The organism is Acidobacteriota bacterium (assembly GCA_016700075.1).
GTDB lineage: Bacteria > Acidobacteriota > Blastocatellia > Pyrinomonadales > Pyrinomonadaceae > OLB17.
Genome location: CP065000.1, coordinates 2,070,264 through 2,093,724, shown reverse-complemented (window position 1 = coordinate 2,093,724; position 23,461 = coordinate 2,070,264). Strand labels below are relative to the sequence as shown.

Sequence of the window (23,461 nt, the reverse complement as noted above, 5' to 3'; positions counted from 1 at the left end):
GTTTTACATCCTTTAACATCGGTCGGCCCGATACGTGCGATGAGAAATTTATTTCCGATATTGGTTCTGCTGGCGGTATGCTCCGTAATCCCGGCTATTGGTCAAAACCGAATAAACGTCGGTGCCGAAGCTCCCGGATTTTCTGCGACAGATATCAACGGAAACGCGCTCGAACTTAACGACCTTCGCGGGTCTGTCGTGGTCATCACCTTTTGGTCTACAAGGTGTGAGATCTGCAGACACGAGTTCCCCCACCTGAATAAGCTCATCGACGAGTATCGCGGCAAGAATGTCAACTTCCTGTCGCCCTCGATGGAACAGGAAGACCGCATCAAGGCATTTCTGCGGTCGAACCGGATCGCTTCTCGTGTACTTCCGAACAGCTTTGGCCTAGTAATGCAATACGCCGATAACGATGGTAAGGGTAGAATTGAAATGGGTTTTCCTTCGTATTTTGTGATCGGGACCGATGGCCGGGTTCGTTTCAGAGGAAGCGGTTGGAACAAGATCGAGCAACTGCGAAGCGCCATCGACCGCGATCTCGCCAAATAGTCCAACAAGGCCCGCAAATCTTGACATCGCTGCCGTTTAACACTATAAGGTGGGCATGCGAAAAGTTATCATTCTGATCGCCGCTTTGGCGATCTTTGCCGCAGCCGCAGCCGCCCAGCCCTCATCACCGTTTGTTTCCGATCCGAGTGAGCCGATATTTACGGCCGCCGACATGAATGGGAATCGCTTGGATATCCGAGATTTCCGCGGCAAGGTTGTCGTTCTCAATCTATGGTTCATTAACTGCCCGAACTGTCTGGCCGAAATAAAGCTCCTTAATCAATTGGTCGACGCCTATCAGGGAAAGGATGTTGTTTTCCTCGCTCCGGCAGCAAGCACCAAGACCGACCTCACAAAGTTTTTGGCGAAGAACCCGTTCAAATACAAGGTTCTCCCTGATGCCGGCAACATCATCATCGGTAAATTCGGCACGCCGGACAAAAGCGGCAGTATGAGTATGCCCTTCCCAATGCATATCGTGCTCAACCGAGATGGACGGATCATCACGAGAGCCCCCGGCATTAAGGGTATCGAAGCCGTGAAGGCTGAGCTGAAAAGACAGTTTCCCGGCTGATACTCCGTGAATTAGGTTGTTTCACCGCAGCGGTTTAGGTATATTCAGAGTTTACCTCGCGGAGAGGTAGCCTAATTGGTAAGGCAGTAGTCTTGAAAACTACCGCGGGTAACCGCTTGCAGGTTCGAGTCCTGTCCTCTCCGCCACTTTCTAATAACCAGCTATCACCACGACCCCAAGATCACGAGATCGTCCACATCGGTTGATACGTGGAGAACCCTTGGTTCAAAACGCAATCGCCTGTGCCGCACCGTCAGTACCACATTCGAACCCGCGGCTATGCCATCTAAGGAAAAATAGCCGAATCCATTCGACATCACCGAACGCGTATTGCCATCCGGCGTCGTCAAGCCAATTGCCGCCCGAGCCACGCCGCGACCATCCGGATCAATAACACGGCCGCTGATCGATACGCTTGCGGCGGTCGGGCCAAGCAGCTCGAATTCGAGGCCCAAAGTGTCGGTAAGGAGTGGTGAAACGATGATCTCTTCCGGAGTGACGCTTCCGAGAACATCTGTGGGAGTGACTGTATAAGAACCATCGGCGGGTAGTTCTTCAAACACAAAAATGCCGTCGGTATTAGTGACTGTATTTGCGATCTTATCGCCGGAGAGCGATACATTTACACCCGCTCGACCGAAACCGACCCCGTCCACAACACGCCCCGAAATCGTGCGCGATGATTCAGTGCCTGTGAAGACGACCGTCTCTTCACCGGAAACACTAATGAATATCTTGCTGAATTCGTCGAATATATAACCGAATTCGCGGGCCTGAACTTCATAGTTGGCCCCGTTTTCGAGATTCGGGAATGTGAACAGTCCTTCAGCATCGGTTTCGACGTATCGCTCCTCTGCGCCGGTCATTCGTACCGAGACATTGACCATCGGCTCGCCGTTCGAATCAACTACAAGGCCGGTGATGGATGCGAGCGACGGGTCGATCTGTTCGGCGACGACGAATTCACTAAGACCGTTCGTCTCAGCGCAAACGGTCCGTGTCGCAAGCTCCCGCGTCGTCGTGCGGTCAACAAGCGAGCCGTTCTCGTTGTGAAGTATCGCGAGGCGGTTAAAGCGTGCTTCGGTCGTGGCAACATTCTCGGGAACCTCGATACAAACGCCGACCGGCGGTGTGAATGTAGCGGTCGTCTGAATGTCGTAGCCGACATTCGTGAACGCGTATCCGTCCGGCGCAAAGCCAAGTGAGTTCGGCGCGATCGGATCGACTGTCAGTTCTCCCTCGGTCTGGACATCTGCAAATGTTACCGTAACACCGCCAAGCGTAAACGACTGTGCGGCACCGAAACTCTGCGGCACATTTGCATTTGGCGTCGGGGCCCAGTCGATGCCTTTGAAGGAACTCTGTTGGGACTGTGAGAATACAACCAGCTTGTTGACGCTATTCGAGGGCGTCACTACAAGCTCATGGCTAGAATTCGAGTTATTAAATCTCGTGTAATTTACAAATTGTCCATCGGGTGACCACCCGTACCCGAACGGAACGACGAAGAAATCGCTTAGGCCAAGAAAGATACTGTCCCCGTTCACTGTATCAAAAGTGAACAGATCGGAACCGTTGCCCACCAAACCGCCGCTCCGACTCAGAATTCGAGTCCCGTCCGGAGACCATCTTGGCATTCCAAAAATGGGTCCGAAAGTGCCGATGCTCCCGGCAGTTGAAATGATCCTGAGTCGATCCGCGGCGACCGACGCGATGGCAAGGCCGTTTGCATTCCAAGAGGTGAACCTTAAAGGAATCTCAGTTTGTGAGATCAGAGTCTGGTCCGAACCGTCCGGCGCCATAGCTCGGATCTCTCTGGAGTCGCCTGTCGTATTCGTTCTGATGAAAGCTACTCTCGCCCCATCGGCAGATACACCGGGGAATCCATCCGACTGGTTTGCAGGTGGCGATGTTCTCCGTACGAGGTTGGTGCCGTCGAAGTTTGCGGAATAGATACCCTGAAGCCCCGAGATCGCACCCGACATAAAAATAGTCCGTCCGTCTGGCGATGCGGCCGGAAACAGCAGTGGCTGGTTCGTGAATAATGTTACCAATCCGCGGCCATCCGCCTGGACCGATTTAAGGTTAACAGTGGATGCCCCTGATGGTTCTGTGAAATAGAATCTGCCCGTCAACTGGCTAAGGATGCTAGCGGCGGAGAATTCCGCGCTGGCATCTTCGGTCGTGAGAGCAACGTTGACCGAGGCCGGAGTGAATGTATATCCCGGCTTGGATGGCGCAAGCGTGTAATTTCCTGCCGCGAGTTCGTCGAATCTGAACGTGCCTGCGGGGTGGGCTTCGGCGGTTCGGTTCGCAGTGCCCGCCAATGTCATTGTTACGCCGCCAAGTCGGCCTACCGTTCCCGTGATGCGGAAGCTGGTTTTTTGGGCTGTAAAGTTTGAATTCGGTTGGTCTGAAAGAAGGTTAACGAATGACCGACTCGGCGGAGTGAATTCATACGTCGCTCGCGCCGGGCTCACCAAATAGTTCACGTCCGTTGGAAGATCTGTGAACGAATAATTACCCTGCGAGTCAGTTACCGTTGTCAGCGAGCGGCCGCCGGTCAAAGCTACCGACACGTTACTCAACGGCCCAGAAGAATCCGAGATCGTGCCTGAGATAGTAGCGGTATTCTGTGCCACCAGCCTGCACCCAGACAACTGAGATGTGTTGTTCTCAGAGTCGGTCGCGAGGGACGTGATCGATTTCCCGACAGGAACAACTAAAGGCAGTTCGTGGCTGAGGGCAGCGAGCCCACCGGCGTCGGTCGTTACCTCGACTGATCCGAGAAATTCCTTTGCATCTCCGAAGCCGATGCTGCAGACGTCACTCAGGAAAAAGTCGATGACGTAGTTCTCGGAGGGCTCGCTGCTGAACGTTCCGACGATCCGAGTGCCGGTTCCGGTCAGTACGGCCGATGTTAGGACCGGATGATTCTGAAGCCAGTTGGGCCCTTCGTCAGCGTCAAGCGGATCATTGTTATAGGATCCCGGTTGGAGGAAAATGAATTCCGGTAAACCTCGACCGCTCGAGTGGGATGAATTATGCCGAATCAAGTTTCCCTCTGAAGCGGTTCGACCATTCACCAGTCCGGCTACACGTACCGGCAGGTCGAGGAAGGCGAACGTATTCCCGGACTCCGGAGAATTGCCTCCTATTGCGTTGTGATTACCGAATAGTAATATCGCATTCTTGGGCGATGAGGGCGAACGATATTGGATAGGCGATGTACCGGAGTGGTCCGTTCCGAACTTGTTTCCTTCAATGACGTTGTTGTCCCCGGTGATGGACAAACCCACCCTGTGCCCAGAGAAGAGGTTTCCCTCGCCCGGGCCCGTACCGCCGATCTGAGAATTGAATAGCTGAGACTGAAGGTTTATGCCTGGGGCGCTCAGGCCAACCTGGGCGTCTCCTCCGAGTCCGATCGTACCCGCTGCGTTGGTCCCAATCAGATTTCCCTTGACCGAGATCGAATTACTGATCGCGTTGAGGGAAATACCCACTGATGCTGCGATGATATTGCCTTCCCCCGAGGCTCCGATGATCAGGTTTGATGTATTCAATGCCTGAATGCCAACAAAGGGTGTGATTTGGGATAACTCACCACCATGATCCAACCCGATGCGATTTTGTTTGATTGTGATGCCAGATCGGCCCGAACCGATGAAGACCGCCGTTCCCCGAGTATTAATGAGAAAGCCGCGGATCTCGGCATTGTCCGCATCGATGAACAGCGTCACGCTTCCCGGATCGCTCGGGCCGTCCAATTCGACAAGGGGGATCCCGGAATAACCGGGTTGGGACGTCGCGTCGATCGAGACCGGGTCCGTAACCATGGGAATCTGCCCGGTGAAAGCCACCGGAATAGTGAACGGACCGTTGCCTGGGATCGCGAAATTTATCACGTCCGGGCCCGGACGCTGATTTGCAATGTTTATCTGCTCGGAAAGTGACCCGGGACCGGTCGGGTCCGTTGTTGTAACAAGCAAGATCGGCGCCGAAATATTGAAAGGATCACTCTCAACTTCGAGTCCGCTTCCATTAACCGCCAGTGTGTATCCTGTTCCGGCGCGGTCGAGCGACAATCCGTTAAAGGTCGCTACCCCACCATCAGATTGTCGGGTTAACGTGCCTGAGAGTGTTGCTGAACCCGGATTCGATGCGATCGAGATCGTTAGATCGAGGTCAACCGTATCGACGGTGTTCCCAAACTGGTCACGGACAACGACCTGGGGGGCCGGTTCGATATCGGCAGAAACATCGGTGTCGGAGGGTTGAACGGTGAAGACGAGCTGATTCGGATCTCCGGGGGCGACGTTGAAAGCGTTGCTCGTGGCGCCGGTTAGCCCGGTGGAAGAGACAGCAAGTGTGTAGCCCTCGGCGGCTCGCTGGATCGAAATATCGTTGAAGGTCGCAATGCCCGCTACGGCGTTTCGAGTAGTTGTCCCGAGCAGAGTGGCGCCGCCCGGATTGTCTGCGAAAGCGATCGTGACCGAGTTCGCAGCCGTAGCGGCGCGATTGCCTGCGTCGTCCTGAAGTTCCGCGGTGATGGTGTTCAGTGTCAGGCCTGCAGTTGTGCTAACGGGCTGCTGGGTGATGACAAGCCGCGTCGGGATAATGTCAACGGTGATCGTCGCGTCAGAGAAGAAGCCGAAAGAATCTGCTACGCGGATAACGTCTTGAGCGCCGATCGTGTTTCCAGCGGTGTAGGTCGCGGTCTGCGAATCGAAGGACGCACCGGAGTTGTTCTGAATGATCGAAAATGTATACGGCGGATAGCCGGCGACGGCGGAAAAATTTATAACTGAGCCCGGAACGAAAGTACCGCCGGACGGAGAAATGCTGACCGGTTGGCCTACCTCTGCGAGAGTCCAATCAGAAAACTCAGTTACGCCGGTGACCGTCGCGGTATTCGCCGTGGTGTCTATCGTCGCCTGCGGCGGTTGGAATATCTGTAGCTCGCTTGTTGCAACGCGATGGAGGCGGTAGTCCGTTTCATTGCCATGAACATCGGTGTCGAAATAGTTGAATGTCAGCGTTGCTGTTACGTTTCCCGTCTCTGTGATCGGCCAATACCGACCTAATGCTGACGTCGCGTCAAGTCGGGGATGAGATCCCTGTTTCGCCCCGATGCGTAGTTGCGTCGGATTTGTTCCGAGAACGGTGATATTTGCCGTGACAGGTGAAAAGCCGTTTCCGGTCCCGACCGGATATTCGCGAACGCCGATTGAATTGATCCGTCGGTCAAGATCACCGATTATGTAGCCGTTCGTGCGGGTTATCGCTCTGGTTCCGGAGAGAACTGCGAAATCACCTGTTGAGATCGTTCCGTTCGTAAGCGCGAATCCGGCAGTTCCGTTACTCAGGTTCATATCGGAAAGTAGGTTCAGCGTTCCGCCGGACTTATCGATTGTGACCGCACCGGTTGGATGATTCCCGCCCAGGTTTTCGAAGTTCTGTTCGGCGGAGCCTGCGTAAGTGATCGGTACATTTCCTCCGTCGTAACCGGCTTCGATCAATACGTTGCCCTCAGCGCGGAGAAAGCGGCTGACAGCACCGTTGATCACGCCATTGACCAGATGAAGCTGGCCGCCAACGGTCCAGATCCGCGTATCTGTTCCGCCCATAGAAAGCCCGCCGGTTGCGGTGAGCGCAGCGATGCGAAGGTTGTTGACGTTAAGATTCGTTGCCGTGCCCGAGACCGAGACAGCCGGATTGCTGCCGACCTCGTCGAACGTTAGAGTTCCACCATTCGGGTCGAAAGCCCAACCTTCATTGATCACAAGCGTTTGAGATCCTGGGGTGCCGCTGGTAGTGAATATCAACTCTCCGGAGGTCGAGACAAATGTTCCGCCGGAAAACGTCCGCGAAACATTCATGTCGATCGTCCCGGTTCCACCGGTGAATAGTCCGCCGGTTTGGGTAAAACTTCCGTTGAAGGTCAGCGATCCGGAACCCTGTGTGAAATTGCTTGCAATTGTCATCGTGCCGCTGAATGTTTGATCAACGCTCCCGTTCGTCATCAAGGCCACGCCTTGTAGGTCGAGCGAGCGCAAGCCCGACGAGCCGGTTCCGGACGTATTTATTGTCGTGTTCGGGGCATTCACTATCAGGTTTGGCATATCGGCTCCGGCCGGGATCGTTATGACCCGTTCGAGATTTCCGACGAGTTCTAGGAAGGTGCTTCCGCCATCAAATGCCGCATCTATCAGCACGGCGTTTTCGGTGCGGATCCTGCGGTCAGCGTTCCCATTGATAACGCCGTTGATAAGGTGAAGTGTGCCGGCAATGTTCCAGACGCGGCTGCCGCTGGTTCCCATGCTCAGACCAACGGTATTTGCGTCAGAGTTTATAACAAGGTTATGAACGATCAGTTCTGTTGCAGTACCACTCACATTTACAGACGACCCACCGGAGCCGGGACCCTCGATCTCGATCGTGCCGCTGTTTGGATCGAAGACCCATTCCGCATCAACCGTGAGTGTGGTCGAGCCGGCCGTACCGCTAACACGAAAGATCGTTGTGCCGCTTGTCGCGGTAAAGTTACCTGCTGTAAACGTGCGAGAGCCGTTGAAACGGTGCGCCGCAGAGCCGCCACTGAAAGTTCCGTCTCGCTGCGTGAATCCGGCGTTGTGCTGAATGGTGGAAGATCCCTGTGAGATGGTCCCGGTGTAGCCCGTGTCGATCAGAAAGGTGCCGGTAGTAATGTTTACATCGATAACGCAGTCCTTCGTGCTCGTGGTATTGAATGTTACGTTCGCGCCCGTGTTGGGAACGGCGTCTGTTGACCAGTTGAGCGGATCGGACCAGTTGTTTGTCGGCCCGCCGCCGTCCCATGTCTGACCGGTCGCCGCGACCGCACACAGCACCAAAATGCAGAAAATGACCATCCCTCGTGTCGTGCCTTTTTGAAACTTGTTTCTCATTACTACCTCACATAAAGCTCAACCGCACCGCATAACAGATGCGAAACAAAATTGCATAAACCGATCTGCGGATTCCACATTGTGAAATTCACCCGCTTCGGCCATTCGAAAAACCTCGCGCTCACTCAAACGGGTGAGCGCGACCACTTCCTTCGTTGAAAGCCACCGAACCTCGGCATTACAAACGTCGCAGAGTCCCAAGGCCCATTTACTCTTTTGCCTTATGACCTGAAACTCCCGGGTCTCACGTGTAAGCACCATCAGTCGACGCATAAGAATTTCTTGCCTCTGCACCAAAATCCGCGCTAGAATCCGTCTAAACTTCAATCGTTTAGCAGTTTTACCAAGGCAGGAGATGATATGTCCTAAATGGCTATCTAAGTTTTTCTAAAGTTTTCTAAAGGTGCGGTAATGGCAAGTGAAATAAAGCGGTGCTACGATTTCGGCCCTTTTCATTTTGATTCCACTCGTCTCTCGCTTGAATGCGACGACGGGCCCGTTCAGCTGCCGCCGAAATCCCTACAGACGCTTAAGGTGCTCCTCGAACGCCGCGGCGAGACTGTTTCGCGTGAGGAACTGATGTCGAAGGTGTGGCATGAAGCCTTTGTCGAGGATTCGAATCTTACGGTGGCAGTTTCCTTGCTGCGGAAAACACTTTCTGCAATTGCCGGTCCCGACGAACTGATCCAGACGGTTCCGCGCGAAGGTTACCGGTTCATTGCAGATGTAAACGAAACCATCCATATCAGCGAACAGCCGATCCTTGTTGAGCGGCTTTCGATGGAGCGGATCACTTTCGATTCAGAACTTTACGAACCCGAGACGGGCCGGGCTCTCTTTCGCCGGCCGTCGTTTCGCCGAGGCACAGCGGCAGCGATCTGCACGTCCCTTTTCGTTCTTGTCGGCATTGTGTACTTTTGGAATCCTTTGAAAACGGCGTCCGGGGTCAGTGAAAATACGATTCAAAACATTGCCATACTTCCGCTCCGATCGGCAGGCGGCGATGGCGACAGCGAGGCGCTGCGACTTGGGATCGCAGATTCGCTGATCACTTCGCTAAACAACAGTGGCGACCTAAATGTTAGGTCGATAAACGCCGTCAGCAGATATCTAGATTCTCAAGAAGAGCCGGTGTCGATTGGAAAACAGCTCGACGTAGATAGGGTCATCGACGGCACGTATCAGATCGTCAGCGGTAAAATACGTATCAACTTGCGAATGTTTGAAACTCATAGCGGTTTACAGGTTTGGAGCAGCTCGCTTAACGGCGATGCCGCGAACATATTTCAGCTGCAGGACCGTTTAACGACAGCGCTTTCGCACTCTCTTGGAAAGCAGGCTCCTTCGCTCGGTTTGAAACCGAAGATGACCGACGATATTTCCGCCTATAATGATTATCTCAAGGGTCAGCATCTCGTGCGGCTTCGCGGATGGAATGTGGAAAAGAGTATTCCGTATTTTGAACGCGCCGTAAACAAGGATCCAAACTTCGCTGCAGCTCAAGCGGGTCTCGCAGCTGCGTATTCGATGACTCCCGGGAATTTTGAAAAAGCACTTCCCCTTATCGAAACTGCCCTTCGACTCGACCCGAACCTTGCCGACGCGCACGCGGTTCGCGGCTTCTTTGCCGTTTATCACGAATGGGATTGGGAAACTGCAGAAGTCTCTTTTTCTCGCGCGATCGACCTCGACCCGAACTCGGTCTCTGCTCTTCACTGGCGTGGCGAGTATTTCAAGATGCGCGGTCGTTTTGCCGAAGCTGAATCTGATCTATTAAGAGCCATTGAACTCGACCCGCTTTCGCTGATCATTCTGGCCGATCTTGCGGAGTTGAACCACTTTGCGGGCAATGATCACAGAGCGGTCGAATTTGCACGGCAAGCTCTGGCGATCGATCCTGATCATCAGTATGCGAATTTGGCCATGAGCCGATCATTGTTTCGGCTCGGGCGTATTGAGGATGCTTTTGAGTACCGCCTGAGATACTCGATCGCTGAACACAACATGTTGCTGCCGGAGGAACAGAGCTCTTATCGTCAGAGGATGAAAGCGCTTTTTCTCAAGGGTGGGCCGGAAGCGGTTTCCGCGGCCGGGTACAGAAACCAGCGACTCCGGCTTGCAAGATCAACCGATGTTTACGATCGTGTGAAGGTGAATTTGGACCTAGCGAGATATGAGGCCGCAAATGGCAGAGCCGAAGTTGCGGCAACTCGACTTTTGCAGGCATTTTCTGACCTTCAGCGGACGGGCCGCTCAAAAGGTTTTATGTTTAAGAATATCGCTGTCAACCCCTCATTCGAGTCCCTTCGTACTGAACCCAAATTTCAACAGATACTTCGTCAAATGGGGCTCAGCTGAATAAATTGTAAGATTCTAGAACGTTCTGTTAATGGGGCGTAGCGGGACATAGCGGGGCGGTGGCGGGGAAGTCCGCGTGGGTCAATGGTTTACGGCGATAATTTGGCATGGCGGCTGGCGCAGGAGTTTTTCTGAAGTGATGGCGATCTGGCGGTTCCGGTTTCAGAATATTTACTGAACTGGATTTGAAGGGAGAACGGTCGCTGAAAAGCCCGTAAATACGCATTCAATATCGATCCAATAGCGGCTGAATGAGCTGCGGTTCGAGTAAAGAACGCCCAAAATATGCAAGATCCAAAGCGCGTCCTAAGCACGTTCCAAAGCGCGCCCGATAAAATCCAAAGCGCGCCGGTAGAAATATCGACAAAATAAAGGGTTACAGCGAATGTTGAGGGGCGGAACGGCGAAATCCAAAGCGCGCCCGAGTTTTCGAGAAAAGGGTCGATCGGAATCGATCCAAAGCGCGCTCCGGATCATTGAAGAAGGCGCGAGTGTGAACAATCCAAAGCGCGCTTTTCGTATGTGGGAAAAATGGAGCCAAAAACTCCAACGTATTCCTGTGAAGAGATGATTCTGGAGAATCGGATATCAGATCAGCCCGGCGGCAGGCTTCGAGAATTTATCAGAGGCGGTTACATAGAACTCAAAGAATTTTATCCGGATGCAGAGAGGCAGCTAGTCCGACAGGAGGTGGAAGATTACGGCGTGGATGATCTATCGGAGAGGCGGGCTCTATCGGCCTTGATCTCTTCAGGGGTAGCTTTCGGGGAGAGTGCTTGTTTGTCATAACGTGATCGATCGCGACCAATAGCCGCGTCTCTACGGCGTTCGTCTTCAGTCAGCACCCAGTTTCCCTGCGAGTCTTGCTTTGGCATAAGTGACTCCTTTCACTATCCGAGTAGAGATTATCTCAAAAGAATAGCCACGTGCAAGTAAAAACTCGAACTCACGGGTCGCGAGAAAGTTCTCAACGTAAACGGCATTGGTGCCTTTGGGGATAACGAATTCCAGAATAAAGGGGCGCAATCCTTTATCTTTGGCATACCCGGCGAATCGTTCTGCGATATTCCGCAAGGGAGATGTTGAGGCAAAGCCTGCTTCTTGGATCATATCTCCGGTCTTCCACATTTGCTGCCCTTTATCGACACCCATACCGCGGTAGAGTTTAACGGGTCTGGTTACTCTGCCTTTAGAAATCGCAGAATCGAGATTGCTGATCAAAGAATCGATCTCTTTCGTCGATAATTTTCTGCGGCCAGGTTCCGGGCCTAAACCGCGAAGGTGTCTGTTAAGGTGCGAATAGGCATCGCTGCCGTACTGACGGATGGCATCGACCTCTTCCTTGATGATTGAGCGGTTGGAGACAGAGAACTGATCTTTTGCGAATTTCTCTAGGGTCGTCGAGCTGCGAAATTCTAAAGGCCTTTCCATTTCCCCGCTCACCCCGGAGGCGATGGCGACGGCAAGAGACGAACGTCGGGGGATGCCGCGGAATTTGCCAGGGCGGAGGGAGACAGTTTCGCCGTCCACGACACTCTTTGACGGCAGGCCAGTGTCGTCGTATTCGACGGCGTCGATGCCGTTGGGTTTTGCGTGGTCGTAATTTTTGCGATACGAAGGCATCGGGATGACGGTGCAGCGGCAGCCGAAATCCCACGGCGGATAGTACTGGTTCCAGAACGGGTGATCGGCCGGATAGGTGACGCCGTCGAGTGCTCTGTGACTGGCACGCGTGCGGTCATCGCCGACCGCAGAGTATTCCCAGATCGGCAATAGATCGACTGTCGCATCCATAGCAGCTCGACGACCAACGCCGTAGGCGACCATCATATTTGTGCGAACGATCGTCTCCAGACGACGGTTGGACAGGATCGCGTGCGGGCCGCCGTCGAGGATCGAGCGGAGGCGTTTGACGGTCTCGCGTTCGGGAATGCCATTTTCGAGTGCGTTTAGGATCTCGGTGCGGAAACCCTCGATCATGTCGTCGCGATAGACACGCGAGACGGTGAAGGCTCCGGTACGAGCCTCGGCGTCGAGCTTATAAAACTCTTCCGGCGAGACGCTTCGTTTACGTCGAAAATAGTCGATCGCTTCCTCGGGCGGGACGTCGAATCGCATATCGATGGAGATCGGCGAATCGTCGGAATCGATCGTGGCTCCGGACTGATCCTTTCCGTATGGCAGCCATGTAACAGATCGAGCTCCGCGACGGCGTTCAGGTTCGTTGTCGCCCTCGGCGAATGAGGCACCCGCCCTACCGGTTGGGTTTCTGCCGAGTGTCGCAATTATGTCGTCGCGAGCGGCGTCGAGGCCGAGCAGGTAGGATGCAAAGATCGATCTTGAAAGCAGATTGTCAAAGAGCTGAAACTCCGTTGAGACCACATTCGCGAAGTCGGGAACTTGGTAAGGAGACGCCTCGACGGCGAGGATCACTCGTCGGAAAATCTGATCATAGACGGCCGCAATCTGCCGAAGCGATCCGTCCTCGAGCTCGACCGCGTGCCGGAGCCAGGTAGGTACTTTTTTTTTTTCCCCTCCGCAAAGTCGGTCATAGACAGTTTTAACGGATCGCCGCCGGTCGGTGTTTCATCCGCTGCGGCCGCAGCGAGACGGTCGTCGTCGTCTCGCGGCTCGTCGATTTGAAGGTCCTCGCGTATCTGCTGTTTCGACAGGTCGAGGCCGATATTGGTGCGGATCACCGCGTACCGTTTTGCCTTGCCGTCGAGATCTTCTTTTGGCTCGTATTCGATCGTCCACTTTGGCAGCGGAACGCCGGGGCCAAAATTGAGCCGGACGAGAGGCCGAATGATCTCTTCATTGACAGCCTGCATCAGAGCCTTGCAATCGCTCTCGGCGATCGTGTCGCTGACACGTTCATGAACCTCACCCAATGCCCGCGAGCCGCCGCCGTCGCTACCGCGACTGGTGAGGGTCTGACCGAGATAGATCCGCGAGATCTCGGCATTGCAGAAATCGTCAACGAGTTCCTTGTGCGAAGAGCCGATGTTGCGGACCATTTCGTGCACCTCGATCTCAAATTTGTCGGGCGTCGCGACCGCTGTTTCGTCGTGCAATGCAGCTGCCGCCGAGAGTGCGTCCTGCTGCTCTTTCGGACCGGCAGATGACGGATATTTGGCATGGACGACGCCGGTGCCCTTTTCCTGATATCGGAGCCATTGGCGGATCGAGCTACGTTTGATCCACGACGGCCAAAACGCTTTACGATCGACGGGATCACCCCAACGATTGCCGTACCGAGGCCGAAATGAAAAGACGAAGAACTTGTCCTCCGGCAACGGTCCTCCGATAGGCATATCGGGAATGTTCACTCCCGACCTTAACTGGAGTGGGCCCGTTTGCGGATAGGCGATCGACGCCGTCGAAAAACCAGCGATGTCGGTCTCGCCGAATGAGAACAGGTGCTGCGGTTTGAACTTGACGGTCTCGATATAAATGCGATCGGAACCGTCGGCAAAGATGATCTCGCCGATGGAGACGCCCTTTCCGATCGCGTCGAGAGCCTCGAACAGAAAGCTCTCAAGATCGCGAAAATAGTGTTTCAACGACTCTTCAACAAAGTCTGCAACCCGACGATCGCGGCGGCTATCGGTCGCAGGAATGAGGTTTCGATTTTTCGAGAGGACGTTATTCTTCCGAGTGTCCAAAGCCGAGAAAACGGCCGCATCTTTTTCCTCCATGTCCCAATATACGGCCATAGCGATCCACGGGTTGAACTTGATCTGCTCCCAAGTCGCCGACGGATCGTCAGAATTGAACGCCGTGGACATGAACCGGTTGAAATTCTGGTACGCGCCAAGCTTGTCGCTCGCGAGTATCTCGGCAAATAGTTCGATGTTTTCTGCTGTCGTCATATTATTTCCCGAGAGCAACCTTTAACTCCGCCAGGCGGTGTTTGATCGTTTCGCAGTACTCAGGGCTGATCTCGCAGCCGATGCCGCGACGGCCGGAGATCATGCAGGCTGCGAGCGTAGTGCCGGATCCACTGAAAGGATCGAGGACGACATCGCTCTCATAGCTGTAGCTGCGGACGAGCCACTCGACCAGTTCGAGCGGCTTTGCCGTCGGATGGAGCGAACGGCCGCGGACCTTGTTGCTGTATTTGAGCACCGATCGCGGATGATATAGATCGGTGGTGGATTCGACGGTGCCGCCGAGCTGTGCTCCGTAGTGAACCGGTTTCCGTTTCGCACCGCCGATCTTGTGCGGTTTGCCCTTGACCTTTTGAGGGTTGTAGGTGGACTGCCTGAAACCAAGTCGCGTGAAGATCAACATCTGCTCGTGGGCACGCAACGGCCGGCGGTTAGCGTCGAGGTGACCAACTGCTTGGTCCTTTTCCCAGATCAACTCATATCGAAAATCAGTAGGATTCGAATTGATCAGCTCGTTCACAAATTTGCCTGCAGCGAATACGACCATAACCGCGTTCAGCTTGCAGACGCGTTTTACCTCTTCCCAAAACAGCGGCCAGTCGACCTTCTTGTCCCATGCGATCGACGTCGTGCCATACGGCGGATCGGTAAGCAGCAGATCGACGGAACCGGTTTCGAGAGCAGGCAGAACCTCACGCCAATCGGCGTGGTGGAGAGTTTGGTTGTCGACGTCGAGTCTCACTCCTTTTCGTTTCTGGCTATGCTAGCGTTTGCCCACATCATCGCCTGTTCCAAGTTTGTGAACGCAAGACTCTTTTCACGAGATTCGGGGCAGAGAGCGTTAATCTGTTCAGCGAATTCGCGTGCGTAGTTTCGCAGTCGTCCGTACCTGATCTCCTGATCCTTGATCGGAGGGTGATATGAAAAATTGTTCTTTATTTGTTCGTCTGTCATTTCGACTCAAATAGCAGGCTGGCAGCCTGCGGTCCTAGAATCCTCTCATTGCTGCACTGCCGTTTCTGACGCCGGTCGATCGAAATTCGATCAGGCCTGCCATCTCATTCATGCCGATGTGATCGGCGGACTCGATGGCGTCGATCGTGTCGTCGTAGCTGCCGGTCGGAAAATCCTCGTACTCCGAAAACCACTCCGGCCGGCGTGTTTCGTCGGCCCAACGATCGGGAAATCGAACGCCGCCCGTTTCGCAGCGGATCGAATGGCGTTCGAGTCGAGCAATCTTTTCGGTTGTATGCAGCAGCGTCCGGACACGGATATCGAGGCCGCGACGGCGGAGCTCGTCCTGAAAATTCTCACCGAGTATGTCGCCGAATGAGTTTTCCTCGATCCAAAGTTCGACTGCGTATTTCCCTTTTGCGGCCTCGATCCACCATTCGACAACTTCGGTCTTGGCGGCATTTGGTGTGAGCCGTTTTCGGAACGCGTTGAGCAAATAGGTGACGCGGCCGGTCGGGTCGACTAGGACATCTGCGAAACCCGAAAAGTCGCTCTTCTTTCGGCCCTTGCCTTTTTTACCTTTTGACGGATCGACGTAGAGAATTCGGAAAAGCCGCTTGTCCTCGATCTCGCCGCTTGGGTAATAGACAAACTCATTCGGTTTGAAGATCTGCGTCGATGGATCACGGGGATCATTCATATACTCGGCACCGAACTGCGTCGGCCCAAGCAACTCGCGGGTTTTGAGAAGTTTGTCGATCGTGAAACGCTGCGGCCATGCGGAGATCCATTCGCCGTCCGTGCCGCGATGCATAACCGGAAAACGGATCGATGTGAAAAAGCGCTGATCGTCGGCGTTCGTTTTACGCACCGCACGGGCGATGACGCAATCGAAATGAATGATCGTTCCGATCACGACGATGCGTCCGATCTTGGGATCGCGGGCCGGTTCGACAGCCGAGATGACCCAGTTCCATGCTTTCTCACGCTGCTCTTTTGTGATGACGTTCTCGTCATTATCGAGATCGTCGAGGATGATGTGCGTAGGGCGTTTGGTGCCGAATCGCCGGCCACGCATTTTACCGCCGCGACCGATCGCATCGACGCGGACACGATTTGCCGTTATGATCTGTCCCTCACGCCAAACGGCTCGGCCGTCGTTTCGCTGGACCAGTTCGGCAGAACGCCATACGCCCTGGTCGGGTTTGAGGTCGCCGAAATCGGCACGTATCTTTTCGTTGAATGCCAGCTCGTCTTTGAGATCCTCGAGCTGCGAGGCAGACTGACCAACAGTGTCGCTGCCTATAATAATATAGGGATCGAGCCCGTGGCAGATTCGACGGAGGCAATCGAACAGTATCGCGAATACCGATTTGGCACCGCCGCGAAATATGCAGATGGCCAGAAGCCGCAAATGCTGGTCGCCCTCGAACACCTCAATGCCGAGTTCCTCGGTCCATCGTTCTAGGTCGGCGGTCGTGTAATCCCCGACGAGAAGCCGATCGAGAACGTGGTGGTATGCAGGCGTCTCGGATTCAAAAAAATGCGGCAGATATGTCCGGCCAAATTCGAGCGGGGAATTGCGGGTTCGTTCGAGACGTTCCTCAAGTGTGCCGTCCTCGGGTCCGAACGCAGAGCGACCGGCAGCCAATTCGTCAGCGGCAACCTGTGCGGCCGCTCGAAGCTGCTGGATCTGTTCCGTCGCCGCTCGTGCAAGCTCGCGGAACTGTTCCTTTGAAATTGGCTGTTTGGGCAGTTTCATTTAGCAGTATCTGCAAGCCGGTTCTCGATGACTGCGAGTACGTCCGGCGATCGCCGCGTAAGTGCATCGACGACGTGCGGCTCGTGCTCGGCCATGACGGCGAGGACGATGCTCCAAACGTCGGCACCGATGGCGAGGCGATCGACGCGGACCGCGGCCTCGCGTTCGTGTTTCTCACGCTCGAAATCGAGCTTTGCCTGATTCAGTGCGATCTGCTCACGCTTGATCTTGAGCCGCTCATCCTCTTGCCGCAGCCCGAGCAGTTTGACCGGATCGGCGGACACGAGATCTCGCTCGTTCGTGAGCAGATGGTCCTCGAGGTTTTGGATCGTCGCGGCATACCGATCGTTGTCAACGTCGATGCCGGCGGTCTTGAGTTCCTCGACGAATGAACGAACCTGAAACCGCTTTAGCCGATATCGTTCGGCGAGCTCGTTGCCGGCTTTGTTACGCCAGGTGTTTAGGCTCGATTTTGGGAGCGGTCGTGAAAACTGTCGCTCGAACGCCGCCGATATCTCGCGATCGGTCGCACCGGCAAGAATGGCGCGTATGACGAAATCGAACTGATCGTCGGGCAGTTTGTCCACCGTACTTTTGCGTCCCATACATATCCTTTAACCAACGCGCGTAATACCAGCCTCGTCGAAGACGCCTTCCTGAAAATTGATGCCGCGGGTCGTGATCGATGCGGCGAAATGATCGTCGAGTTCACCCTCGCTGTCGCAATAGCGTTGGATCAGTTTCGCTTGTTCGACGGAGTTGAGTTCGGAATCAGCTCCGACTGGAAAGACACGAATGAGTTTTGGGCCGCGAAGAAAATCAAGGTCCTCGGCGAGTCGCCGTGCGGATACAGGGTTGTTGTGCTTATCGAGCAGAAATATCAACGACGAAAACTCAACCGGCTTTGGAGAGCTGATGTACAGAAAATGCAGGATCAGGCCGCGGCGTCGGTTAGTCGCGTTTTGACGCAACTGCTTTGGGTCTATGAGAGCCATAAATTCCGTGTTCCTTAATGGTCGTTTCCATCGAATCCATACGATCAACAAGCACATCAACGGTTTCGGAAAGCCTGTTCGTATCCTCGTTGTTGACGCGTTGAAGGATAAGCAAATTGTCTGTGGTCTTTCGCTGTTCGACCGCAATGTGATTGAGCGTTCCGCCCAACGAATCAATAGCGCCGGCGAGCTGGCTTTGTGCATTGGCACTCTGGAGAATCGCTGTCGAGATCTGTCCGGAGACTTTTGCCTCTTCGGTTCGAACGTCAAACTCGCGAGACTTAACGTCGCGCCAGGTCGGAAGCACTTTAAGCAGGAAGCCGAGAAACGCGACAACCAGCATCAGCACCGCTCCGGCGACACCCCATTGCGAAAAATCGCCCGCAGACTGTAAAAGCAGCAGCGGCATACGGATCACCCATTAAGAAAGACCTTGTATGCCATCGTCGCCAGACCGAAGATCTGAAGGCCGGCCTGCGGAATGGTGTCCCACGAGATCGGCCCGCCAGTCAACAGAAGCGAAATGACAACTGCAAGAGCGGCGGCAACGAACGACAATGCGAATGCTAAGAACGCCGCGGCGACGCCGAGCACTCCTGTCTGACGCTTTATCCACTGGGTGACACCTATCGTGACGAGTGCGCCGGCCAGCATCGTAACAATGCTTTCGGGTGTGAAGAATGAGAATGAGATGAACGCGAAAAATAGAAATGTAAGGAACATAGTTTCTCCTGTTCTAGTTGAACAACTTGGCCCGAGTGTTCGGACCGACAAGTCCATCGGCCGAGAGTTTTTGCGACCGCTGGAACGCCCCGACGGCGGCTTTCGTTTTTGCACCGAAAATGCCGTCGACCTCTTCGAGCGGCAGGAATCCCTTTGCCGCTAATTTTGCCTGGATATCACTAACGGCATCGCCGCGATCGTTGAGACCATATATTTTCTTTGCCGGCGGCGTCGGTGTAACGGCTGCCGGAGCGGTGGCCGCCGTCGCAGCTGCGCCCGGAACGGCACCTTTGATCTGACGCATCGCCTCGTCCCAGGTCAGACCCTTTGGCGTGAACTGGTAATGCCAGAATTCACGGCGGTTATATTTGCTCTGCCAGCCGGACCACGCGGGGATTCGCATGAAGTTCAACGATTCAGCGATCGCAGTGAAATCGACGAGCCATGCCGTAACGTTGTAGCCACGCATGTCACGGACGGTCAATTTTTTACCGAGCGTGCCGTCCTGCTTTTTACATTTAAGATATGTGCGGAAATATTGCTTGCCGCCTTTTGGTTCTGAGACGATTACGAGGGCTGACGACGTCTGATCGTAATCAAAGGCTCGTCCGGTTTTGTGCCAACTCTGATGGGCGACGCCGTCTTTCGAGGTTTTGAAATTTGCCGGGCGAAAGATGTCGCCGCATTTTGCGAGGAAGTCAAAGCCGGCGAGATCCAGGATCTGCGATCGAAGCCGATCGAAAGCTTCGGCTGCGTCGCGATGCATCTTTGGGGTCGGAGCATCGACACCTTTTAATTGAACTAGAACTGAACTCATATTGATCACCTATTCATTTCGAGCGATGCTGGCGTTCGCCCACATCATAGATTCCTCGATCTTGGTAAATGCGAGGCTCTTTTCACGCGACTCGGGACAGGCTTCCTGGATCAAAACCGCCATCGCCTTTGCCATTGTTCTGATCGCGTCGTATCGATCCGGCTGGCCGGTTTTGGGAGCGTGATAAGTAAATGTGTTGTCGATCTGTTCTTGGGTCATAGCTGTAAACACAAAAAAGCCCACGGTTCGTATGAACCATGGGCTTCTCAGAGCCTCTAAGAATGTGTGTTATTTTGGCCGTCGCGGCGGCTCGGTTTCGGTCGATTAAACTATAAACCGAATTGCATTTCGGTGCAAGCTAATCTTCAGATAGCTTTACCATCGCCTGGTAGGACCAGTCGGCTCCATCGGCCTCGGTGTCCGGGATTACCTGAACACCGCCTTGGCAGACCCAGCCTTGCTGCATGAGATCACGCACCTGCTGCTCTGGTTCTGCCTGCGATTCTTCTTCAACGATCTTATAATCAGTTTGCATTCATTTACAATTCTAAATTGAATCGGCCAAAGTGCAAAATCTTCGTCTCAAAACGGAGCCGAGGATTCGTCCGATCCTTTTGTAGAATTAGCCAATCGCCTCAGCCGTTCGCGGCGAGAGCCAGAGACTTTCGATCCGCTTGACCCCGCCATTTACCGTTGACTCGGTATCGATCCGCCGCCAATCACGCCGCTCGAAAATCTCTTTATATAGCTCACACGCATAGCCGCTGATCACCGCAAAGCCTTTGATGTTATTTGCGACCTCGCCGATCTGGCGGTGGCCGTCGTCGTCCAGCTCGTGGGCGTAACGCCTTTTGTCGGTCCGCGTCGAGGTGACATAAGGTGGGTCAAGATAGAACAGCGTCTCCGGCGTGTCCATCTCAGTGATCAGCTTCAGAGCATCGCGGTTCTCGATCTGCACCGGCGACAAGCGTTTTGCGGCCTCGTAAAGAGCCTGCGGTTTGATGCTCGTCACCGGCGAGCTGCGGCTTTTGTGCCGGCGAAAGTTTGACGCGATCGCACGGGTGCCGCCGTGCATGCTCATCTTAAGTCGGAAATACAATCGCCGCGCACGCTCGAGAGGATCGGCGGCCGAATGCAGACAAAGCTCAAACTCATCCCGCGACCATGGCGTCAGTCGGATCGCCCGGATCAACTCGTCAACGCGATCGCGGACGACCAGAAAGAAGTTGCAAACGTCGCCGTCGAGATCGTTATACGTTTCGATCGCCGAAGGCGGTTTTTGCAACAAGACGGATCCACCGCCGCCGAACGGCTCGACGTAGGAATCGTGAATAGGAAAATGCGAGATTATCCAACGCGCCAGACGGAACTTGCCGCCGTAATATCTCAGAACAGGATTTGTGATCATAAGTGCCTCCAAACAAGTCAAAGGCACACACACTAGCGTGGGTCAGGGGCAGGTTGTCAAGTATGGAATTCACACTACCGCCGCGAGGGATTTTTCGCTAAACTAAAGCTAATGAGTAACAAATTGTGGAGGTGCAAGATGTTTGCAAAGGAACTGAAGTTCTTTATTAAGAATCAGCCGAAGTTGGTACAACAATACAGGGGTAAATATTTACTCATCTATGGAGACAAAGTAATTCAGGCTTTCGACACCGCCTTGGAGGCATATTTGGACGGTAACGAAAAATTTGATCCCGGTAAGTTCATGATCCAACCATGTCTACCAGGTGCCGATGCGTACACTGTCTCCATTTCATCGGCCAACACTATATTTGAGCAGAAATGAAAGCCAGGCCTCTTCCCCAATTCCACGCATTAACGAACTCCTATCCCGGCATAGTAAACCGCATAATCACCCGTGCGAGCATTAGCGTCGCATTTGATCCCAAGAACCCGCCAAAGAACCCTTTAAAACATGAAACCGATGCTTTGTGGGATACCGGTGCGACCTCGTCTGTGATTACCTCTGGTGTAGTGAAAGCCCTTGGTCTGATGCCTATCGGTAAATCGATCACGAATCACGGTGGCGGTCAATCTGAGGCTCTGAGGTATATTGTGAACCTGTTTCTGCCGAACGGCGTGGCATTTCCCGGAGTACCGGTGATCGAATTACCGGAAGTCGTGGATAATTTCGGAATCATCATCGGGATGGACGTGATCGCGTCGGGTGATTTTTCGATAACGAGTTTTAAGGGAAAGACTTGTTTTTCATTCCGAATTCCCTCCCAGGGTAGTGTTGATTTCGTAGAAGATTTCAATACGCAGCTTAGGAATGCCGTTGGCCCGAATGACCCATGTCCTTGCAATAACGGAGTCAAGTTCAAGAAATGCCATGGAGCCAAGGCCTAACCGTGTGCGGTGGAACCGCAAATTCGAATATGGATCTCGTCTAGGTCGGCCGCGTCGGGCATTGGGACGCCGATCGCGGCTAGGATCTGGTTTGCATGGTCGATGCCGGCGACCATTTCCAGCCGTCGAGCAGAATTGTCATTTAGGCGGACAGCACCAGGAATTTGCGTTTCAGATAGTTCGCTGATCTCCCCAGCCGTTTCGTTGATATCATCAAGCATTTCTGCGAAAGCCCTAAAACAATCCAGGGTGACGCGATCGGCGGCCAGCACTCGATCGTTGGCATCCATAATTTCCTTGAAATTGGAGTTCAGATAACGGACGGTGTTAAAGAGATCGTCATTATCGATCGCGCCATTCTTGACTAAAGTCTCACAAACAACATGGAAAAGCCGGTCGAGTGCTTCGACGCGTCCGGCAACGGCAGCTATATCGATACTCGGAGTGCTTTTTAGATCTGTGTTATTATCATTTGACATTTGAGGGCTCCTTTTTTGGAGTAATTCTATCAAGCCTGACGCTGAAATGCGTCGGGCTTGAACTGTTTTAAGGAAAGTTATCAGGGTTCGGTACTTTTTTCAATGAGCAGGAAGATAACAGCTCGCGAGGTCGCTGAACGACTAGGAGCAGCGGTATCAACGATCAATCGGTGGTGCAGGATCGGGAAACTGCCAAACGCTCGAAAGGTCAAGACGCCGCTCGGAGAATATTGGGAGATACCGGAAAGTGATCTAATGGGCGTTGAGGTCAAGATGGGGCGGCCCAAGAAAGTCTAAATATTGACAAACGCATCTCCACTAGCCGCTAAGCCACTGACCGAAGTCTAGTGTCAAAAACTCATCAATTCCAGAGACCGAAACGAAAGCTATTGAGCGCGTAAATGCAGTAAAATATCTATCAACGTTTGTCTGAGAGCCTTCATGGTTTTCAAAAGCGAGGTCCAGATCGGCGTGTCGTCGAAAGTTGTACCATAGCCAGGGTCGTTTGATCAGGGCGTTCGGGTCAGTGTTGATTTCCCCCGAAGCTAGATCCGCCGCGGACAAATCAACGTCGGATTCCAAAAGATCAGCTGTAGTAAAGACAACAGGAATGAAAACATTTTCTCGCCGCAATCGCTCTTGCTTGTCTGTTCCCGTCATCGACGAGAGGTGGAAAATAAATCCTCGTTGTCCCAGAAGGACTTGGTATGCCGCATCGTTAATAGGCGATTTGGTTAGCGGAGACAACGGATCGTTTGGCTTATGTGATTTAATCTCAAATGGGAGTTCGAAGGTCGGAGAGTCCCAGTGTTTGATCATTCCGCCCTTTGAAATGCGATCTTGCGAATCCCGTAAGACGATCCTATCGAATTGGATTGGGTGACTGGATCTATGCATGTTCCGCATGGGGTATGGATTCCGAACAAAACACCATTTTGATCTTAACGGATTCACGCGTTTACATTCCGCTATCAGGTACAAATTAAGAGAAGAAGTGGAGCCCCGCCCATCATACCTTCGTAGGACAAAGTCAACATGTGTTGAGCGTCCGGATTCGCCGACCGGGACCTCGGAAG

The 23,461-nt window shown here is 53.7% G+C and carries 22 protein-coding genes and 1 tRNA gene; 7 read left to right on the top strand and 16 right to left on the bottom strand.

Features of this window, described 5'->3' with window-relative positions; genetic code table 11:
• Positions 1 to 39: 39 nt before the first annotated feature.
• The 3 genes from IPM50_09460 (at position 40) to IPM50_09450 (ending at position 1,272) form a co-directional block, all read left to right on the top strand.
• Positions 40 to 552 (top strand): TlpA family protein disulfide reductase, encoded by a 513-nt coding sequence (locus IPM50_09460; GenBank protein QQS31906.1) that lies wholly within the window; start codon positions 40 to 42, stop codon positions 550 to 552.
• Positions 553 to 607: 55 nt separating this feature from the next.
• Positions 608 to 1,126, top strand: coding sequence for a TlpA family protein disulfide reductase (locus IPM50_09455; protein ID QQS31905.1), 519 nt, complete (start codon positions 608 to 610; stop codon positions 1,124 to 1,126).
• A 60-nt stretch (positions 1,127 to 1,186) separates the two neighbouring features.
• Positions 1,187 to 1,272, top strand: a tRNA-Ser gene (locus IPM50_09450).
• 18 nt (positions 1,273 to 1,290) lie between these two features.
• Here the strand turns inward: IPM50_09450 and IPM50_09445 are convergent.
• Positions 1,291 to 8,052: a carboxypeptidase regulatory-like domain-containing protein gene (locus IPM50_09445; GenBank protein ID QQS31904.1), complete on the bottom strand. Its 6,762-nt coding sequence runs from the start codon at positions 8,050 to 8,052 to the stop codon at positions 1,291 to 1,293.
• Between the two features lie 411 nt (positions 8,053 to 8,463).
• Between IPM50_09445 and IPM50_09440 the strand changes: the two genes are divergently transcribed.
• Positions 8,464 to 10,410 (top strand): winged helix-turn-helix domain-containing protein, encoded by a 1,947-nt coding sequence (locus IPM50_09440; GenBank protein ID QQS31903.1) that lies wholly within the window; start codon positions 8,464 to 8,466, stop codon positions 10,408 to 10,410.
• Between the two features lie 834 nt (positions 10,411 to 11,244).
• Here IPM50_09440 and IPM50_09435 read toward each other — a convergent pair.
• From IPM50_09435 to IPM50_09375, 13 genes are all read right to left on the bottom strand, one after another.
• Positions 11,245 to 12,843, bottom strand: a complete 1,599-nt coding sequence (locus tag IPM50_09435; protein ID QQS31902.1) for a minor capsid protein — start codon at positions 12,841 to 12,843, stop codon at positions 11,245 to 11,247.
• On the bottom strand, positions 12,840 to 14,282 hold the full coding sequence (locus tag IPM50_09430; GenBank protein QQS31901.1) for a DUF935 family protein: 1,443 nt from the start codon (positions 14,280 to 14,282) through the stop codon (positions 12,840 to 12,842). Before IPM50_09430 ends, IPM50_09435 begins: the two co-directional genes overlap by 4 nt.
• A gap of 1 nt (position 14,283) precedes the next feature.
• Positions 14,284 to 15,042, bottom strand: coding sequence for a site-specific DNA-methyltransferase (locus IPM50_09425; GenBank protein QQS31900.1), 759 nt, complete (start codon positions 15,040 to 15,042; stop codon positions 14,284 to 14,286).
• The gene (locus tag IPM50_09420) at positions 15,039 to 15,254 is read right to left on the bottom strand and encodes a hypothetical protein (GenBank protein QQS31899.1); all 216 of its coding nucleotides are present in this window, start codon (positions 15,252 to 15,254) and stop codon (positions 15,039 to 15,041) included. Before IPM50_09420 ends, IPM50_09425 begins: the two co-directional genes overlap by 4 nt.
• Positions 15,255 to 15,288: 34 nt before the next feature.
• Complete coding sequence (terL, locus tag IPM50_09415; protein ID QQS31898.1) at positions 15,289 to 17,016, bottom strand: phage terminase large subunit; 1,728 nt, start codon at positions 17,014 to 17,016, stop codon at positions 15,289 to 15,291.
• Positions 17,013 to 17,621: a hypothetical protein gene (locus tag IPM50_09410; GenBank protein QQS31897.1), complete on the bottom strand. Its 609-nt coding sequence runs from the start codon at positions 17,619 to 17,621 to the stop codon at positions 17,013 to 17,015. Before IPM50_09410 ends, terL begins: the two co-directional genes overlap by 4 nt.
• Before the next feature lie 9 nt (positions 17,622 to 17,630).
• Positions 17,631 to 18,011, bottom strand: coding sequence for a hypothetical protein (locus tag IPM50_09405; GenBank protein ID QQS31896.1), 381 nt, complete (start codon positions 18,009 to 18,011; stop codon positions 17,631 to 17,633).
• The gene (locus IPM50_09400) at positions 17,968 to 18,420 is read right to left on the bottom strand and encodes a hypothetical protein (GenBank protein ID QQS31895.1); all 453 of its coding nucleotides are present in this window, start codon (positions 18,418 to 18,420) and stop codon (positions 17,968 to 17,970) included. Before IPM50_09400 ends, IPM50_09405 begins: the two co-directional genes overlap by 44 nt.
• A gap of 5 nt (positions 18,421 to 18,425) precedes the next feature.
• The gene (locus IPM50_09395; GenBank protein ID QQS31894.1) at positions 18,426 to 18,734 is read right to left on the bottom strand and encodes a hypothetical protein; all 309 of its coding nucleotides are present in this window, start codon (positions 18,732 to 18,734) and stop codon (positions 18,426 to 18,428) included.
• Positions 18,735 to 18,747: 13 nt separating this feature from the next.
• The gene (locus IPM50_09390) at positions 18,748 to 19,203 is read right to left on the bottom strand and encodes a peptidoglycan-binding protein (protein ID QQS34495.1); all 456 of its coding nucleotides are present in this window, start codon (positions 19,201 to 19,203) and stop codon (positions 18,748 to 18,750) included.
• Positions 19,204 to 19,560: 357 nt separating this feature from the next.
• Entirely contained in the window at positions 19,561 to 19,770 is a 210-nt protein-coding gene (locus IPM50_09385; GenBank protein QQS31893.1) for a hypothetical protein, read from the bottom strand.
• Between the two features lie 139 nt (positions 19,771 to 19,909).
• Entirely contained in the window at positions 19,910 to 20,086 is a 177-nt protein-coding gene (locus tag IPM50_09380) for a DUF1737 domain-containing protein (protein ID QQS31892.1), read from the bottom strand.
• Positions 20,087 to 20,173: 87 nt separating this feature from the next.
• Complete coding sequence (locus IPM50_09375) at positions 20,174 to 20,959, bottom strand: DNA adenine methylase (GenBank protein ID QQS31891.1); 786 nt, start codon at positions 20,957 to 20,959, stop codon at positions 20,174 to 20,176.
• Between the two features lie 138 nt (positions 20,960 to 21,097).
• On the opposite strand from IPM50_09375, the gene IPM50_09370 reads away from it, so the two are divergent.
• Together IPM50_09370 and IPM50_09365 are read left to right on the top strand one after the other, a co-directional pair.
• The gene (locus IPM50_09370) at positions 21,098 to 21,343 is read left to right on the top strand and encodes a hypothetical protein (protein ID QQS31890.1); all 246 of its coding nucleotides are present in this window, start codon (positions 21,098 to 21,100) and stop codon (positions 21,341 to 21,343) included.
• Entirely contained in the window at positions 21,340 to 21,906 is a 567-nt protein-coding gene (locus IPM50_09365) for a retroviral-like aspartic protease family protein (GenBank protein ID QQS31889.1), read from the top strand. The genes IPM50_09370 and IPM50_09365 overlap by 4 nt, the downstream gene beginning before the upstream one ends.
• Here the strand turns inward: IPM50_09365 and IPM50_09360 are convergent.
• Positions 21,903 to 22,385 (bottom strand): hypothetical protein, encoded by a 483-nt coding sequence (locus tag IPM50_09360; GenBank protein ID QQS31888.1) that lies wholly within the window; start codon positions 22,383 to 22,385, stop codon positions 21,903 to 21,905. The genes IPM50_09365 and IPM50_09360 overlap by 4 nt on opposite strands.
• A gap of 102 nt (positions 22,386 to 22,487) precedes the next feature.
• Between IPM50_09360 and IPM50_09355 the strand changes: the two genes are divergently transcribed.
• On the top strand, positions 22,488 to 22,682 hold the full coding sequence (locus IPM50_09355; protein QQS31887.1) for a helix-turn-helix domain-containing protein: 195 nt from the start codon (positions 22,488 to 22,490) through the stop codon (positions 22,680 to 22,682).
• 21 nt (positions 22,683 to 22,703) lie between these two features.
• On the opposite strand, the gene IPM50_09350 is transcribed toward IPM50_09355, so the two are convergent.
• Positions 22,704 to 23,204, bottom strand: coding sequence for a hypothetical protein (locus tag IPM50_09350; GenBank protein QQS31886.1), 501 nt, complete (start codon positions 23,202 to 23,204; stop codon positions 22,704 to 22,706).
• Between the last annotated feature and the right edge of the window lie 257 nt (positions 23,205 to 23,461).

Coding starts and splice junctions, on each gene's coding strand:
- IPM50_09460 (QQS31906.1), top strand. CDS start 40: ATGAGAAATTTATTTCCGATATTGGTTCTGCTGGCGGTATGCTCCGTA.
- IPM50_09455 (QQS31905.1), top strand. CDS start 608: ATGCGAAAAGTTATCATTCTGATCGCCGCTTTGGCGATCTTTGCCGCA.
- IPM50_09445 (QQS31904.1), bottom strand. CDS start 8,052: ATGAGAAACAAGTTTCAAAAAGGCACGACACGAGGGATGGTCATTTTC.
- IPM50_09440 (QQS31903.1), top strand. CDS start 8,464: ATGGCAAGTGAAATAAAGCGGTGCTACGATTTCGGCCCTTTTCATTTT.
- IPM50_09430 (QQS31901.1), bottom strand. CDS start 14,282: ATGACGACAGCAGAAAACATCGAACTATTTGCCGAGATACTCGCGAGC.
- IPM50_09420 (QQS31899.1), bottom strand. CDS start 15,254: ATGACAGACGAACAAATAAAGAACAATTTTTCATATCACCCTCCGATC.
- terL (QQS31898.1), bottom strand. CDS start 17,016: ATGAAACTGCCCAAACAGCCAATTTCAAAGGAACAGTTCCGCGAGCTT.
- IPM50_09410 (QQS31897.1), bottom strand. CDS start 17,621: ATGGGACGCAAAAGTACGGTGGACAAACTGCCCGACGATCAGTTCGAT.
- IPM50_09405 (QQS31896.1), bottom strand. CDS start 18,011: ATGGCTCTCATAGACCCAAAGCAGTTGCGTCAAAACGCGACTAACCGA.
- IPM50_09400 (QQS31895.1), bottom strand. CDS start 18,420: ATGCCGCTGCTGCTTTTACAGTCTGCGGGCGATTTTTCGCAATGGGGT.
- IPM50_09395 (QQS31894.1), bottom strand. CDS start 18,734: ATGTTCCTTACATTTCTATTTTTCGCGTTCATCTCATTCTCATTCTTC.
- IPM50_09390 (QQS34495.1), bottom strand. CDS start 19,203: ATGCGTGGCTACAACGTTACGGCATGGCTCGTCGATTTCACTGCGATC.
- IPM50_09385 (QQS31893.1), bottom strand. CDS start 19,770: ATGACCCAAGAACAGATCGACAACACATTTACTTATCACGCTCCCAAA.
- IPM50_09380 (QQS31892.1), bottom strand. CDS start 20,086: ATGCAAACTGATTATAAGATCGTTGAAGAAGAATCGCAGGCAGAACCA.
- IPM50_09375 (QQS31891.1), bottom strand. CDS start 20,959: ATGATCACAAATCCTGTTCTGAGATATTACGGCGGCAAGTTCCGTCTG.
- IPM50_09370 (QQS31890.1), top strand. CDS start 21,098: ATGTTTGCAAAGGAACTGAAGTTCTTTATTAAGAATCAGCCGAAGTTG.
- IPM50_09365 (QQS31889.1), top strand. CDS start 21,340: ATGAAAGCCAGGCCTCTTCCCCAATTCCACGCATTAACGAACTCCTAT.
- IPM50_09360 (QQS31888.1), bottom strand. CDS start 22,385: ATGTCAAATGATAATAACACAGATCTAAAAAGCACTCCGAGTATCGAT.
- IPM50_09355 (QQS31887.1), top strand. CDS start 22,488: ATGAGCAGGAAGATAACAGCTCGCGAGGTCGCTGAACGACTAGGAGCA.
- IPM50_09350 (QQS31886.1), bottom strand. CDS start 23,204: ATGATCAAACACTGGGACTCTCCGACCTTCGAACTCCCATTTGAGATT.